The sequence below is a fragment of the Pseudomonas lundensis genome (genome assembly GCF_015377145.2).
Taxonomy (GTDB): domain Bacteria; phylum Pseudomonadota; class Gammaproteobacteria; order Pseudomonadales; family Pseudomonadaceae; genus Aquipseudomonas; species Aquipseudomonas lundensis.
This window is the reverse complement of sequence record NZ_CP062158.2, coordinates 4,359,992-4,373,937: the sequence shown is the minus strand read 5'-3', so window position 1 is coordinate 4,373,937 and position 13,946 is coordinate 4,359,992. Positions and strand designations below refer to the sequence as shown.

At 57.2% G+C, this 13,946-nt stretch carries 10 protein-coding genes and 2 tRNA genes; 7 read left to right on the top strand and 5 right to left on the bottom strand.

Annotated elements, in window-relative coordinates; genetic code table 11:
• Positions 1-67 precede the first annotated feature (67 nt).
• The 4 genes from IF654_RS20525 to IF654_RS20510 all read right to left on the bottom strand — a co-directional run bounded on the left by IF654_RS20525 (position 68) and on the right by IF654_RS20510 (position 2,142).
• Positions 68-1,039: a FecR family protein gene (locus IF654_RS20525; RefSeq protein WP_047273133.1), complete on the bottom strand. Its 972-nt coding sequence runs from the start codon at positions 1,037-1,039 to the stop codon at positions 68-70.
• A 62-nt stretch (positions 1,040-1,101) separates the two neighbouring features.
• Positions 1,102-1,608: a sigma-70 family RNA polymerase sigma factor gene (locus IF654_RS20520; RefSeq protein WP_047273134.1), complete on the bottom strand. Its 507-nt coding sequence runs from the start codon at positions 1,606-1,608 to the stop codon at positions 1,102-1,104.
• Positions 1,609-1,803: 195 nt separating this feature from the next.
• Positions 1,804-1,890: transfer RNA gene (locus IF654_RS20515), tRNA-Leu, on the bottom strand.
• 165 nt (positions 1,891-2,055) lie between these two features.
• Positions 2,056-2,142, bottom strand: a tRNA-Leu gene (locus IF654_RS20510).
• A 224-nt stretch (positions 2,143-2,366) separates the two neighbouring features.
• On the opposite strand from IF654_RS20510, the gene rnr reads away from it, so the two are divergent.
• The 7 genes from rnr (at position 2,367) to dnaB (ending at position 9,631) form a co-directional block, all read left to right on the top strand.
• Positions 2,367-5,033, top strand: coding sequence for a ribonuclease R (rnr, locus tag IF654_RS20505; protein WP_047279949.1), 2,667 nt, complete (start codon positions 2,367-2,369; stop codon positions 5,031-5,033).
• Complete coding sequence (rlmB, locus tag IF654_RS20500) at positions 5,030-5,797, top strand: 23S rRNA (guanosine(2251)-2'-O)-methyltransferase RlmB (RefSeq protein WP_047273136.1); 768 nt, start codon at positions 5,030-5,032, stop codon at positions 5,795-5,797. Before rnr ends, rlmB begins: the two co-directional genes overlap by 4 nt.
• A gap of 235 nt (positions 5,798-6,032) precedes the next feature.
• Positions 6,033-6,458 (top strand): 30S ribosomal protein S6, encoded by a 426-nt coding sequence (gene rpsF, locus IF654_RS20495; protein WP_003439045.1) that lies wholly within the window; start codon positions 6,033-6,035, stop codon positions 6,456-6,458.
• A gap of 28 nt (positions 6,459-6,486) precedes the next feature.
• Positions 6,487-6,717 carry a 30S ribosomal protein S18 gene (gene rpsR / locus IF654_RS20490; RefSeq protein WP_003171373.1) on the top strand — a complete coding sequence of 77 codons (231 nt, stop codon included), beginning with the start codon at positions 6,487-6,489 and terminating at the stop codon, positions 6,715-6,717.
• Between the two features lie 35 nt (positions 6,718-6,752).
• Complete coding sequence (locus IF654_RS20485; RefSeq protein WP_047273137.1) at positions 6,753-7,649, top strand: YybS family protein; 897 nt, start codon at positions 6,753-6,755, stop codon at positions 7,647-7,649.
• Positions 7,650-7,668: 19 nt separating this feature from the next.
• The gene (gene rplI / locus IF654_RS20480) at positions 7,669-8,115 is read left to right on the top strand and encodes a 50S ribosomal protein L9 (RefSeq protein ID WP_010563337.1); all 447 of its coding nucleotides are present in this window, start codon (positions 7,669-7,671) and stop codon (positions 8,113-8,115) included.
• Between the two features lie 121 nt (positions 8,116-8,236).
• Complete coding sequence (dnaB, locus tag IF654_RS20475; protein ID WP_047273273.1) at positions 8,237-9,631, top strand: replicative DNA helicase; 1,395 nt, start codon at positions 8,237-8,239, stop codon at positions 9,629-9,631.
• 16 nt (positions 9,632-9,647) lie between these two features.
• Here the strand turns inward: dnaB and IF654_RS20470 are convergent, their stop codons facing one another.
• A complete protein-coding gene (locus tag IF654_RS20470) occupies positions 9,648-13,640 on the bottom strand; it encodes a dermonecrotic toxin domain-containing protein (RefSeq protein ID WP_194862109.1) in 3,993 nt (1,330 codons plus the stop codon).
• Positions 13,641-13,946 lie beyond the last annotated feature (306 nt).

The following is a 13,946-nucleotide window of genomic DNA, read 5'->3' as shown; positions in this document are numbered from 1 at the left end:
AAAGCTGAAAAGGCTGGCGCAGGCACGCCCCGGGAGTGCGTGTTAGCGCCTCGGACGGGTGTGGACGCTAAGGTTTTGCCGAAACGATCAACGTATACGGCACGCTGTCTTGTAACTGTCCGCCAAGCGGCGCGATGGCGGCCTGCAGGGCGCGTTTGGGGTCGCGCAAGTTAAGAGCGGCGGTAATGCGACGTTGGCCGAGGGTTTTGTCTGTCAGCAAAATCAGTCCCGGCTGATAGCGCCGCAATTGTGCGACTACGTCCTCCACCGATTGGTCAATCGCCACCAGTTGCCAGCGCCGCCAGGGTGCGATCTGCTCGTTGGGCAGTTGAGCCAGGCGGGTGCTGTCGTCAGACGCGTTATACCGAAGTTGATCGCCGTGGTGCAGCAGGTGATCGGGAGCGGACGATGATTGCGAGGTCTTGACGGCCACCGTGCCGCTTTCAACGCTGACATCCACGTGACTGCCCTGCAGGTTCACGGCAAACGCCGTCCCGGTTACCCGCACGCGTACAGGGCCGGCATTGACATAGAACGCGCGCGCGGCATCGGGTTGTACCGAGAAAAACGCCTGGCCCCGCAACAACGTCACCTCCCTTTGCTGCGGGTCGAACTGCACGTCCACCAGGCTGTCGCTGTCGAGCAGTACGTGGCTGCCGTCGCTCAAGGTGATGTCGCGGTGTTCAGCCGTGGGGCTGTGAAAGTCGGCGCGCAAGGCTTGCCAGTCCGGCAGCAACATGAACACCGCACAGGCCGCGACGGCTGCGCCGATCAGCGAGCGTTTGCGTCGGCGGAAGTGTCGCGGTGCAGGCGCGGGCGTCAGCACGGGCGAGGGCGCGGGCTCAAGCGGCAGGCTCAGCGCCTCGCCGCTCAAGCGCCAGACTTTCAGGGCTTTGCGGTACGCCGCGTCATGTTCGGGTGCGCTGGCGCGCCAGGCGTACAGCTGTGTGCTCAGTTCGGGGTCGTCAGGGTGTTGCTGAATCAGCAGCAGCCAGTCGAGCGCAGTCTCCCAGACCGGGTTCGGGTTTTCAGACGTCACGGCACACGCCACCCGAAGCAAAAATGTGGGCGGGTGCGACCGGTGGCGGCGTATCGAAAAAGTCAGTCATCGCTCATTTGTTCCGCGCAGTAAGTCAGGGCGTCGCGTACCAATTGATGGGCCAGGCTGACAGAAATCCCCAGGTGTGTGCCGATTTGCTGGAACGTCATGCCTTGCAAACGGTGCAGGATGAACGCTTGGCGGGTGCGTTCCGGCAGGCGCGTCAGAGCATGTTGCAATTTGCGCAGCTCGTCCAGATGCAGGGCTTGCTGCTCGGGCGAAGGTGCGCTGGACATGTGCTCATCGGGCGCATCATCGCGGGTGGTGTGACGATTCTCAAGGCTGACGCGGCGATTGAGGTCAAACGCCAGGTTGCGCACGATTCGATAGAGGTAGCCAACGGGTTGGGTCAAGAGGCTAGTGCTTTCTGCCCCTTGGCTGAATCGTAACCAGGCGTCTTGGACGACATCTTCGGCCTTGGCGCGGCAGCCCACGATGGGGGCGGCATAGTCCACCAGGGCATGGCGATGCGCGAGGTAGAGTTGAAGCCTTTCGTTGGTGTCGGACACGGGGTTCCAGGCGTACGCATGAGCGATCTGAAGATGGCCGGATATTAGTGCGATTGAGATGGATTATCAAATGCAGCGTTAGGCGGCTGATAGAAGGTCTTGGCGGGAGAGGGGAGGTTTCAAAAGACAGAAACTAAAAAGCCCGCTTTCGCGGGCTTTTTGAGTGATTTGCAGCGTAGAGCTGTAAACCTGAATTGGTGCCCAGAAGAAGACTCGAACTTCCACGACCTTGCGGTCACCAGCACCTGAAGCTGGCGTGTCTACCAATTTCACCATCTGGGCAGTATCAGCAACGTTGCCGCTGTTGATGTGGCGCACTATACGGAGCACTTTTAATTCTGTAAACCCCTGTTTTAGTTTTATTAAATCAGTGGCTTAGAACGCAAAAACCCGCTTTCGCGGGTTTTTGTGTGAGGCTGAAGATTGTACTAATCTCCATCTCTAAATTGGTGCCCAGAAGAAGACTCGAACTTCCACGACCTTGCGGTCACCAGCACCTGAAGCTGGCGTGTCTACCAATTTCACCATCTGGGCAGCATCTTCAACGTTGCCGTTGTCGATGGCGCGCACTATACGGATGGCCCTTTGACCTGTAAAGCGTTGTGAATAAAAATATCGAAAATTTTTCGCGAACGGTTACAAGGCAGCCGCAAAGCGCGTCAGAAAGGACTAATAAGGCTCTGAGTGAGTCCGAAATTTCCCGTTTCAATACGCGTATGCCAAACTAACCCGCATATAGACAAGGTGAAAACTATCTAATGGCCGATTGGCAGACCCTCGATCCCGAGGCCGCACGTGAAGCGGAAAAATACGAAAACCCTATCCCTAGCCGCGAGCTGATCCTTCAGCATCTGGCCGAGCGCGGTTCGCCGGCTGCTCGCGAGCAGTTGGTAGAGGAGTTTGGTCTTACCACGGAAGACCAGATCGAAGCCCTGCGTCGTCGCCTGCGAGCGATGGAGCGCGATGCGCAACTTATTTACACCCGTCGTGGCACGTATGCCCCGGTGGACAAACTTGACCTGATTCTCGGCCGCATCAGTGGTCACCGCGATGGTTTCGGTTTCCTGATCCCGGATGACGGCAGTGATGACCTGTTCATGAGCCCGGCGCAAATGCGCCTGGTCTTTGATGGCGACCGTGCGCTGGCCCGTGTTTCGGGGCTGGATCGCCGTGGCCGTCGTGAAGGCGTCATTGTTGAAGTGGTATCGCGTGCTCACGAAACCATCGTGGGCCGTTACTTCGAAGAAGGCGGCATCGGATTTGTCGTCGCCGACAACCCGAAGATCCAGCAAGAAGTGTTGGTCACGCCAGGTCGCAACGCCGGTGCAAAAGTCGGTCAGTTTGTGGAAGTGAAGATCACCCACTGGCCGACGCCGCGTTTCCAGCCGCAAGGTGATGTGCTTGAGGTCGTGGGTAACTACATGGCGCCGGGCATGGAAATCGACATTGCCCTGCGCACGTATGACATCCCGCATGTCTGGCCTGAAGGTGTTGTAAAAGAAGCGCGTCGCCTCAAGCCGGAAGTGGAAGAAAAAGACAAAGAGAAGCGCATCGACTTGCGTCATTTGCCGTTCGTCACCATTGACGGCGAAGATGCACGCGACTTCGATGACGCGGTCTTCTGTGAAGCCAAGCCGGGCAAGTTGCGCCTGTTCTCGGGTGGCTGGAAGCTGTACGTGGCCATCGCCGACGTTTCCAGTTACGTGAAAATCGGCTCGGCGCTGGATGCTGAAGCGCAAGTGCGTGGCAACTCGGTGTATTTCCCTGAGCGCGTGATTCCGATGCTGCCCGAGGAGCTGTCCAACGGCCTGTGCTCCCTGAACCCGAAAGTCGATCGTTTGGCGATGGTGTGCGAGATGACCATCTCGAAAACCGGCGAAATGACCGATTACCAGTTCTATGAAGCGGTGATCCATTCCCAGGCGCGTCTGACCTATAACAAAGTCAGCACCATGCTGGAGCACGCTAAAACCAGCGAAGCCAAGCAACTGCGCAGCGAATACGCCGACGTGGTGCCGCACCTCAAGCAACTTTACTCGCTGTACAAGGTCTTGCTGGCGGCCCGTCACACCCGTGGCGCGATTGATTTTGAAACGCAGGAAACCCGCATTATTTTCGGGTCTGATCGCAAAATCGCTGAAATTCGCCCAACCACCCGCAATGACGCACACAAGCTGATTGAAGAGTGCATGCTGGCGGCCAACGTGGCCACGGCTGAATTCCTCAAGAAGCACGAAATCCCTGCGTTGTACCGCGTGCATGATGGCCCGCCGCCAGAGCGTCTGGAAAAACTACGTGCCTTCCTGGGTGAATTGGGACTGACCTTGCATAAAGGCAAGGACGGCCCTACGCCGAAGGACTATCAGGCCTTGTTGGCCAGCATCAAAGACCGTCCGGATTTCCACCTGATCCAGACCGTTATGCTGCGTTCCCTGAGCCAAGCGGTATACAGCGCTGATAACCAGGGCCACTTCGGCCTGAATTACGAAGCCTACACGCACTTCACATCGCCTATCCGTCGCTACCCGGACTTGCTCACGCACCGTGCGATTCGCAGCGTGATCCACTCCAAAATGGACACCCCGCACGTTCGCCGTGCAGGTGCGATGACCATTCCCAAAGCGCGTATTTACCCGTACGACGAAGCCGCCCTCGAACAGCTCGGTGAGCAATGCTCCATGAGCGAGCGCCGTGCCGACGAAGCCACGCGTGACGTGACCAACTGGCTCAAGTGCGAGTTCATGAAAGACCGCGTAGGCGAGTCGTTCCCAGGCGTTGTCACGGCCGTGACCGGGTTTGGCCTGTTCGTGGAACTGACCGATATCTACGTCGAAGGCCTGGTGCATGTCACGGCCTTGCCGGGTGACTACTACCACTTCGACCCTGTGCACCACCGCCTGGCGGGCGAGCGCACTGGCCGTAGCTTCCGTTTGGGCGACACCGTTGAAGTGCGGGTCATGCGCGTCGATCTCGACGAGCGCAAGATCGACTTCGAGATGGCTGAGAAAACCCTCAGCGCGCCAATCGGTCGTAAAAATCGTGGGGCTGAGAAACCGGCTGCCAAATCGACCAAGCCAGCCGGAAAGCCGAGCGGGTACGACACTGAGAAAGTGGCCGAACCCGCCAAGGCGCCGCGTCGCGCACCTGCCAAGTCCAGCAAAAACTCGGACGACGCCTATCGCCCAAGCGACGCAGCCGCCAAAAATGCCGAGCTGCGTAAAAGCCGTGAATTGAAGCAGGCGCTGCTGAGCGAATCGAAAAACGGCGGTCGGACATCGGCGCCGGGAAAGTCGGGGAGGGCAGCCCCCGCTAAAGATGCGGGCAAGCCTTCCAAGCCAAGCAAACACCGTAAAGGCCCGCCAAAATCGGGCGTCGCGCCTGCCGCCAAAAGCGGCGGGTCGCGCAAACCTAAGGCCAAGTCATGAGTCAGTTGGAAAAAATCTACGGTATTCACGCCGTAGAAGCGTTGCTTCGTCATCACCCAAAACGCGTCAAGCAAGTGTGGCTGGCCGAGGGTCGCAGCGATCCTCGCGTGCAGACGCTGATCACGCTGGCTGATGAAAATCGCGTGCCGGTCGGCAATGCCGAGCGTCGCGAAATGGACGTGTGGGTCGAAGGCGTACACCAAGGTGTCGTGGCTGATGTCAGCCCGAGCCAGGTGTGGGGCGAGGCAATGCTCAACGAGCTGCTCGACCGTACCGAAGGTGCACCGCTGATTCTGGTACTGGACGGCGTAACCGACCCGCATAACCTGGGGGCTTGCTTGCGTACTGCCGATGCGGCAGGTGCTTTGGCTGTCATCGTGCCTAAAGACAAGTCGGCAACGCTGACACCGACGGTGCGAAAAGTTGCCTGTGGTGCTGCGGAAGTCATCCCGTTGGTGGCGGTGACCAACCTTGCAGCGACCCTGAAAAAGCTTCAGCAGCGCGGGCTCTGGATTGTCGGCACTGCCGGTGAAGCCGAGCAGGAGCTGTACGAGCAAGACCTGACCGGGCCGACCATCCTGATTATGGGTGCCGAAGGCAAAGGCATGCGTCGCCTGACGCGTGAGCATTGTGACTACCTGGTGCGCTTGCCGATGGCTGGCAGCGTCAGCAGCTTGAACGTTTCGGTGGCCACAGGTGTTTGCCTGTTCGAAGCCCTGCGTCAGCGCAGCGTTAAAGCCAAGTCGCCCGCTAAAAAGAAATAAGCCAGTTGTGTAGTCGCTGCCGCGCTCTGCGGCAGCGACTCCAGGCAAGGCATGGCCTGATTGTTCAAATAATCACCAATTGCCTTGCGCCTCTGTTGTGCCTTCTCTACAATTGCGCCCCTTGCCGTCATGGCGGGCGCATATGTGCCTCTCTAGGCAAGACACACAAGTGTCATTCACTCCTTGTCTGACCGCTTTTCAGTTAGCGGCAGGCTACAACCCGTAAGGAGCATTCATGCGTCATTACGAAATCATCTTTTTGGTCCACCCGGATCAAAGCGAACAAGTCGGCGGCATGGTAGAGCGTTACACCAAGCTGATCGAAGAAGACGGCGGCAAAATCCACCGTCTGGAAGATTGGGGCCGTCGTCAACTGGCCTACGCAATCAACAATGTTCACAAGGCTCACTACGTGATGCTGAACGTTGAGTGCACTGGCAAAGCCCTGGCTGAGCTGGAAGACAACTTCCGTTACAACGATGCTGTGATCCGTAACCTGGTCATCCGTCGCGACGAAGCCGTAACTGGCCAGTCCGAGATGCTCAAGGCTGAAGAGAACCGCAGTGAGCGCCGTGAGCGTCGTGACCGTCCTGAGCATTCTGACAGCGCCGATGGCGATGACAGCGATAACAGCGACGCCAGCGATAACGCTGACGAGTAATCCACGGACCTTTTGAGGAGCCAATTACATGGCACGTTTCTTCCGTCGTCGTAAATTCTGCCGCTTCACAGCAGAAGAAGTGAAAGAGATCGATTACAAGGATCTCAACACTCTGAAAGCTTACGTATCCGAGACCGGCAAAATTGTTCCAAGCCGCATCACCGGTACTAAAGCTCGTTATCAGCGTCAGCTGGCCACCGCTATCAAGCGCGCCCGCTTCCTGGCCCTGCTGGCCTACACCGACAGCCACGGCCGCTGAGACCGGGCAGTCGACAAGCAGTAAAGGATTGAAGCATGCGCGCCTTAGCTGAGTTCATCATGCGAGGCCGTGTGCAGGCCACGTTAGTCGTGGCCGGATGTGCGGCATTGCCGTTCTTGTTCTGGTTGAGTGCTGCTGCAGGTAGCCTTGTGCTCCTGCGGCGCGGTCCGAGAGATGCGTTAAGCATCCTCTCATGGGCGTTACTGCCGGCCTTGGTCTGGTGGTTTATCGGAGAACCCCGCACCTTGATGGTGTTGCTGGGAACTCTGGGTCTGGCGTTGTTTTTGCGCGCCGGGCAGCCCTGGCACCGCGTGCTGCTGGTCAGCGTGGCGTTGGGTGGTGTGTATGGCGTAATCCTGGGCACGGTTTTCCGCGAACCCATTGGTGCGATGGCGCAAGAGTTGGAAAAACTCTTGCCGCAGGTCCTCAATGGGCTCTACGACAAGTTATCTGACGTAGAGCGAGCGCGCCTTGGAGCACTTATTGCACCTGTCCTGACCGGTTTGATTGCAGCTTTGATGCAGGTCGTCAGCGTGCTGAGCCTGATGCTTGGGCGTTATTGGCAAGCGTTGTTGTACAACCCGGGCGGTTTTGCCAGCGAATTTCGCAGCATCCGCCTACCGCTGGGTCCAGCGCTATTGTTGCTGGCGTGCATGCTGGTCGGTCCGAACTTCGGACCACAAATGGCCATGCTCACGCCGTTGTGCAGCGTAGTGTTGTTCTTCGCCGGGCTGGCCCTGATTCATGGGCTGGTGGCGCAAAAGCGACTGGCCAAGTTTTGGCTGGTGGGGTTGTACGTCACGCTGTTGCTGTTTATGCAGCTGATCTATCCGTTGCTCGTGGTTTTGGCCATTGTCGACAGCCTGATTGATTTTCGCGGACGTTTGGCGCCGAAAGACGTCGATAAAGACTCTGCGAACGGTGAAGGTTAAAAGTTAAGAGGATTTTCACATGCAACTGATCCTTCTGGAAAAAGTCGCAAACCTGGGCAACCTGGGCGACAAAGTAAATGTTAAGGCCGGTTACGGTCGTAACTACCTGCTGCCATACGGCAAAGCCACCGCTGCAACCGCTGCCAACCTGGCTGCGTTTGAAGAGCGTCGCGCTGAGCTGGAAAAAGCAGCAGCTGACAAGAAAGCTTCGGCTGAAACTCGCGCTGCCCAACTGGCTGAGCTGGAAGTGACTATCACTGCCACCGCTGGTGACGAAGGCAAGCTGTTCGGTTCGATCGGCACTCACGACATCGCTGATGCACTGACCGCCTCTGGCGTTGAAGTTGCAAAAAGCGAAGTTCGTCTGCCGAACGGCACTATCCGTAACGTTGGCGAATTCGACGTGGCCGTGCACCTGCACGCCGAAGTTGAAGCAACCGTACGCGTTGTTGTGGTAGCTGCTTAAGCAGTCTGACTGACTGGCACCTTGTGTGTCGGACGGTTAACATCGGGCACGATCCTGTTCACAGGTCGTGCCCTTTGTCTTTCTGCAGACCCTGATTTTCACCCCAAAATTACACGTGGCCATGAACGATATCTCCGCTCCTGAGCAATATGACCTGCAAACCGCATCCCTGAAGGTGCCACCGCATTCCATCGAGGCTGAACAGGCCGTGCTCGGTGGTTTGATGCTGGACAACAACGCCTGGGAACGCGTGCTGGATCAAGTATCGGACGGCGATTTCTATCGACATGACCACCGCCTGATCTTCCGGGCGATCGCCAAGCTGGCGGACCAGAACTCCCCGATTGACGTCGTGACCCTTGCCGAGCAATTGGACAAGGAAGGTCAGACGTCGCAAGTGGGCGGTCTGGGCTACCTGGGCGAACTGGCCAAGAACACCCCGTCGGTGGCGAACATCAAGGCGTACGCGCAGATCGTTCGTCAGCGGGCGACACTGCGCCAATTGATCGGCATCAGTACTGAAATCGCAGACAGTGCGTTCAACCCTGAAGGCCGCACTGCCGAAGAAATTCTCGACGAAGCCGAGCGCCAGATCTTCGCGATTGCCGAGGCCCGGCCTAAAACCGGCGGCCCGGTCAGCGTCAACGATTTGCTGACCAAGGCCATTGACCGGATCGATACGCTGTTCAACACCGACAACGCCATCACCGGGTTGTCCACTGGCTACACCGACCTCGACAACATGACCAGCGGCTTGCAGCCGGCCGACCTGATCATTGTGGCCGGTCGTCCCTCGATGGGTAAAACCACGTTTGCGATGAACCTGGTTGAAAACGCCGTGTTGCGCAGTGAAAAAGCGGTATTGGTCTACTCCCTGGAGATGCCAGGTGAATCGCTGATCATGCGTATGCTCTCGTCCTTGGGCCGCATCGACCAGAGCAAAGTGCGGGCGGGCCGGCTCGAAGACGATGACTGGCCGCGGTTGACCTCGGCCGTCAATCTGCTTAACGACCGCAAACTGTTCATCGATGACACGGCCGGTATCAGCCCGTCTGAGATGCGGGCGCGGACACGGCGCCTGGTGCGCGAACATGGCGACATCGGCCTGATCATGATCGACTACCTGCAATTGATGCAGATCCCGGGTTCGGGCGGTGATAACCGCACCAACGAAATTTCCGAGATTTCGCGTTCCTTGAAAGCACTGGCCAAGGAATTCAACTGCCCGGTGGTGGCACTGTCACAGCTCAACCGCTCCCTTGAACAGCGTCCCAACAAACGCCCGATCAACTCCGACTTGCGTGAATCCGGAGCGATCGAGCAGGACGCCGACGTCATCATGTTCGTGTACCGGGACGAGGTGTATCACCCCGAAACCGAGCACAAGGGCGTGGCTGAAATCATCATCGGTAAACAGCGTAACGGGCCGATCGGTACGGCCCGTCTGGCGTTCATCGGCAAATACACCCGCTTTGAAAACCTGGCGCCCGGCAGTTACAACTTCGACGACGAGTAATGCGTTTCTGCCCGTGTCAGGAGGGTGGCGGGCCGAACATCTTTCTGATGACGGGCTCGCTGTATTGGTAGTTCCAGCGCAACTCTGTACCCGCAGGGATCACGTCATTGGCGACCAGAGCAGTCAATTGCAAGCGCTGCATGGGCTGGGTGCCTTTTTGTACGTCCATATCAAACGGCACGGCCTCGACGTTGTAACCGGACGTGGCCTGCCGCACGGGATAGTTATCTTCGTACTCAAAAATAGTATTGATGCGTGACGTGATGTTGTCGCCAGAGAGCAATACATCATTGGTTAACGCGTCGGGTGCACGTTCGCCGGGTTTAGGTAGCTTGTGGGGTTCGACGGATAACAGATAAGGGTCCTGACGATAAGTAGCCACGATCTTGGGCAGTAACTCCCCACCGTAAAGTCCCAACACTTCATGCTTTTGAAGCGTTCGCCGGGCAATCACCGTCTTTTCTCCTATCAGTGCGGCTTCCTGCGGGAATTTCTGATGCGCTGCCGTGAACGTGGCCACCTCCATTTTGTCTTCATAGAGGCGGGCGACCTTTTCGTACCCTTGCCACTGAATGTAGGGCGTGATTTTGCTTTTGGGGATTCTGATGTCAGAAGTCAGGGACTTACCAATCGCCTGCATGAAGCGTATGCGTAAGGGCTGGCCATCCATGTCACGGATCGGATACCTGCCATTGTTGTATCGGTTATAGACGCGGCGGTAGTTCTGGCTGTGTTGATAGTTTTCTTGTGAACGCATTTTCATGAGTTCCATAAAGCTGAAAGGCTCAGGTGAGAAGCTTTCTTCGGCTGAGGCGTACTCGTCAGATGAGCGTGCCGATTCAAACTCATCGTCTGTCGAGACCATCGACTCAAGCTCGTCATCCGTAGACTCCAGGCCGCTGGTGGGGCTAAGGGGCGGCTGGCTTTCCCCCGCTTCGGCGGCACGACGGATTAAAGGGGAGTCCGGCATGCCTCCCAGCAACTTGCCCTTCTGTGGGTCGATTTCCCACATGCCTTGCGCGTTTTTGCGGACATACGGTTTGTAGGCTCTGGACGGGCTGCGGGCATCAATCAATTGCCACCCCCATGGGTCAGACCTGATGCGGTAAAACCGTTCACCTTCAAGGACGTAGTGCCGGGAGAAACCATCTGCCTGAGTCGGGCCCTCATAGATCCCGTCGGTTCTTAAGGTGAGTTGCTTCGGGGCGGTTGGTTCGGCGAATAATGGATCGAACGGGTGCCCGACTGATGAAACCGGGATGACTTTAGGGCGTAGCAGCCTGGTTGGCAGCCAGATACTGTCCATGTGCCTGAGGCCGAATTCGCGAACGGCTTGTTTGAGCGAACGACTCTGGGTCGCTGCGAACAGGGCCGAACGCTGGGTTGGGGTCAGCGTGAGTTCGATTGCCTTATACAGGTCTGTGGCGCCAGCAATCGGCTCGCCAGTTGAGTGGTGGGGCATAAACAGCTCGCCCTTGGGGGCGAGGATGTAGCGGCCTGTTTCGTTCATTTCGCCTGCACCGCCTTCCAGTGTTCCGCTGGAGAAACCCTGACGTATTTCCAGGCGATGTGATGCGGGCCAGCCCGGTAATCGCTCAAGCAGGGACAGAATGCAGGTCACGCTTTCGGGCGTGGAGGCTGAGTCCAGGTGTATCCCTTCCTTGATACGACTCGTGCTCATCTGCTGTGCGTAGCGGTCAGCTTCCCAGCGCTGCAGATCATCGAGAGGCTTCTTGTGCGCGAGTTGCTCCTCCACCTGCTCGTCGCTGAGCACCGCAAGCAGCTCTTCGCGATGGCTCTGCGACAATTCCGGTCTCAAGTTGCGCAGGTACACGTCCATGCCTGAAGAGGGGGCTTCACTGTGCCTGTACAGCGACGTCAACAACTGCTGCTTATTCGCCTCCAGTTCGTCGGTCAGGCGAATGGCCAACTTATCGAGGCTGCTGAAATACGGCAGGGCTTCTGCCGGCACTTCAATGGGAGTAACGAGGCTGTCGAGGGTGTCGGAAGGCAGCTGTTCTGCCAGTACCTGCAAGAGCTGGCCTTTTGCAAAGCGCGGCTGTGAAACCTTGAGTACGGTGCCTGAACTGCCATGCGCCAACAGCGATCTGTTTTGTGAGTCCACCACCTGTAAAACCCGGTTCTTCGGCCATTCCGGCAGCGAGGCCGTCAGGTAAAACTGAATGAGGGGAGAGTGAGCGGTTTGTTGCGTTCCATCCGCATGGTTGAGTTCAAATGTGTTTATTTCGGCATCCAGATTGAAGCGTTTAATCACATCGCGCAGTAAAGGAGGGGGCCGCAAGACCTCTTGATGGAGTTGCACCAGTGTGGCGCTCTCTTCGTCCGCGATATGCAGAATCGACGCCACGTTGGCGCGGGTGATGTTTGAGGTTTCAGGGATCAACCGCTTAAAAAGCTTCAACAGATCCCAACCTTGCGGATTCTCGTGCTCCAGGCGCCAACTGCCTTTGCCATTGGTGAGTAACGTCGGCCTGTAAGCGTCTTCAGCGTAGGGATGGACCAGTTGCCAGAGCCCGGTCTTCTGATCTCGGTTAACGGCGTGCAGGTGGTCGTCCAGTTTCACGTAATGTTGCTGATCGTGCAGGTACAACCCCTGACCATCTGCAATCGCCTCTTCGGGTAATTCATTGAAATGGCGATAAGGTGTGAGGTCGGGGTTCCACAGCCGTGTGCTTTGGTTGCCCAGTTTTACCCTGACCAAACCGGCCGTGAATCCAGCCGTTTTGACAGCGCCTGCGCTAACCACTGCCAGCGCTACGTTATCGACCACATCCATCAGGCAGTTCAAGGCTTCGTCGCTATCGCCGCGGCTCCAGGCCTCGATGCCGTGAAAAACAGTACTTATTAACTGGGCGCCCGTGACCGCCAGTAACACTTCGCCCACCACAGGAATAAATGACGCCGCGAAGAACAACAAGGTTTTACCGATCTCGCGGTAGTGCTCCATTCGCTGCTCACGAGCGCGTCTGTCGGTCTCGCCTGTGGAGACGACCAAGGCCCTTGCATAGCTTTTAATTTGATTGATCTGTTGTTGAGCAATGGCTTCGAATACATCGCACTGGATATCTGTTCGGGCCACCAGTTGGTCAATGTGCGGAGCTATAACCCCGCGAGAGTACTTCCCCGGCAGGATGTCCAGTGTGGTACCAGAAACAGTAAACAGCGTGCCTTGATATCGGTGTGGCACGAGTCGGTTGAACAGTGCGAGGTAGTGAGGGTTTCTCAGGCGTTTGGCAAGCTCAGCTGCAAGTTCTTCCATCGACGCATGCTGACGAAACAGGGCGAACGGGTCATTCGGGGTATACAGCAGCACCTGATGAGCAACATGTCGGTCGCTGATGACCAGCACGCTGGGCAACGCCACGCCATTGATGGTCAAGTGACTGCACAACAGGCTTGAATGCCGGCCTTCACGGTGCAGATCCAGCAAGGTCTGATAAAGGGAGCTGTTCAGTTTGTCCCGCAGAAGGGCAATGTGTGCGGCGCACTCAAACGCATCTTTTTCCTTCTGGGCGAACAGCATTCTTACTTGATCGTGTGTGCGCCTGGCCTGTGAGCCGAGCAGCGGATCGAAGCATTCATTGAGGTGGCGCTGATACTGACTGCCGAGGTCCAGTGAGCGGCACATGCGTGCAAATCGTGTCGCTGAAAGGTTCAAGGGCGCCTTGAGCGGCGTTGTTTTCGGGTACAGGCCCGTGCCCGTCTCAAGCCCGCCTTCTTCGGCCTCGTCAGGCTGGAAATTCTGCATGGCTGCTTCCAGCAGCGAATGCATTGAATATCCTGCATGGGTTTTGATGAGCCCGAGCAAATGGCTGTTTTTCAAATCCCGCACAAACATGTGCTTGTTGTCATCGAGCGCACCAAGAAATGTCTGTCGCAAGGCTGCATCCAATAAAGGCTGACAAAAAGCCTGCGGGCTTTGGACTTCGTCCAGCAGCGCCTTCAAAGCGTGGCGCGATTGATTGCTCTTGATCAGGCTGCTACGCAAGGTCTGGCGGGTAGCGTGCGGGGCTTGGGTCACCCATTGGGGTAACTGTGACGAAATGAAATCGGCATGCGCCAACGGGATGGGCTCGGGGGCAGGCTCACTTGTGGTTGTTTGATCGGGCTCGTTCATTGACTGCTCCATGGAAGGCGTTGAGTCGCCTCAGGCTATCCACGGATTTTTGGGTAAGGTGTTAGGTATATAGGCTCAAATGCCCGGCTCGAACCTGTACAGGCAAGCGCCGCGAAAGGGTTAGGGGGAAAGCCGACCATTGCCGTCGGAATTGGTTATTTTTTGTGCTATATTCCG

Excerpts from the sequence above, each read along its gene's own strand:
- IF654_RS20485 (WP_047273137.1), top strand. The coding sequence starts at position 6,753 with ATGCGCGCCTTAGCTGAGTTCATCATGCGAGGCCGTGTGCAGGCCACG.
- rplI (WP_010563337.1), top strand. The coding sequence starts at position 7,669 with ATGCAACTGATCCTTCTGGAAAAAGTCGCAAACCTGGGCAACCTGGGC.
- dnaB (WP_047273273.1), top strand. The coding sequence starts at position 8,237 with ATGAACGATATCTCCGCTCCTGAGCAATATGACCTGCAAACCGCATCC.
- rpsF (WP_003439045.1), top strand. The coding sequence starts at position 6,033 with ATGCGTCATTACGAAATCATCTTTTTGGTCCACCCGGATCAAAGCGAA.
- rnr (WP_047279949.1), top strand. The coding sequence starts at position 2,367 with ATGGCCGATTGGCAGACCCTCGATCCCGAGGCCGCACGTGAAGCGGAA.
- rlmB (WP_047273136.1), top strand. The coding sequence starts at position 5,030 with ATGAGTCAGTTGGAAAAAATCTACGGTATTCACGCCGTAGAAGCGTTG.
- rpsR (WP_003171373.1), top strand. The coding sequence starts at position 6,487 with ATGGCACGTTTCTTCCGTCGTCGTAAATTCTGCCGCTTCACAGCAGAA.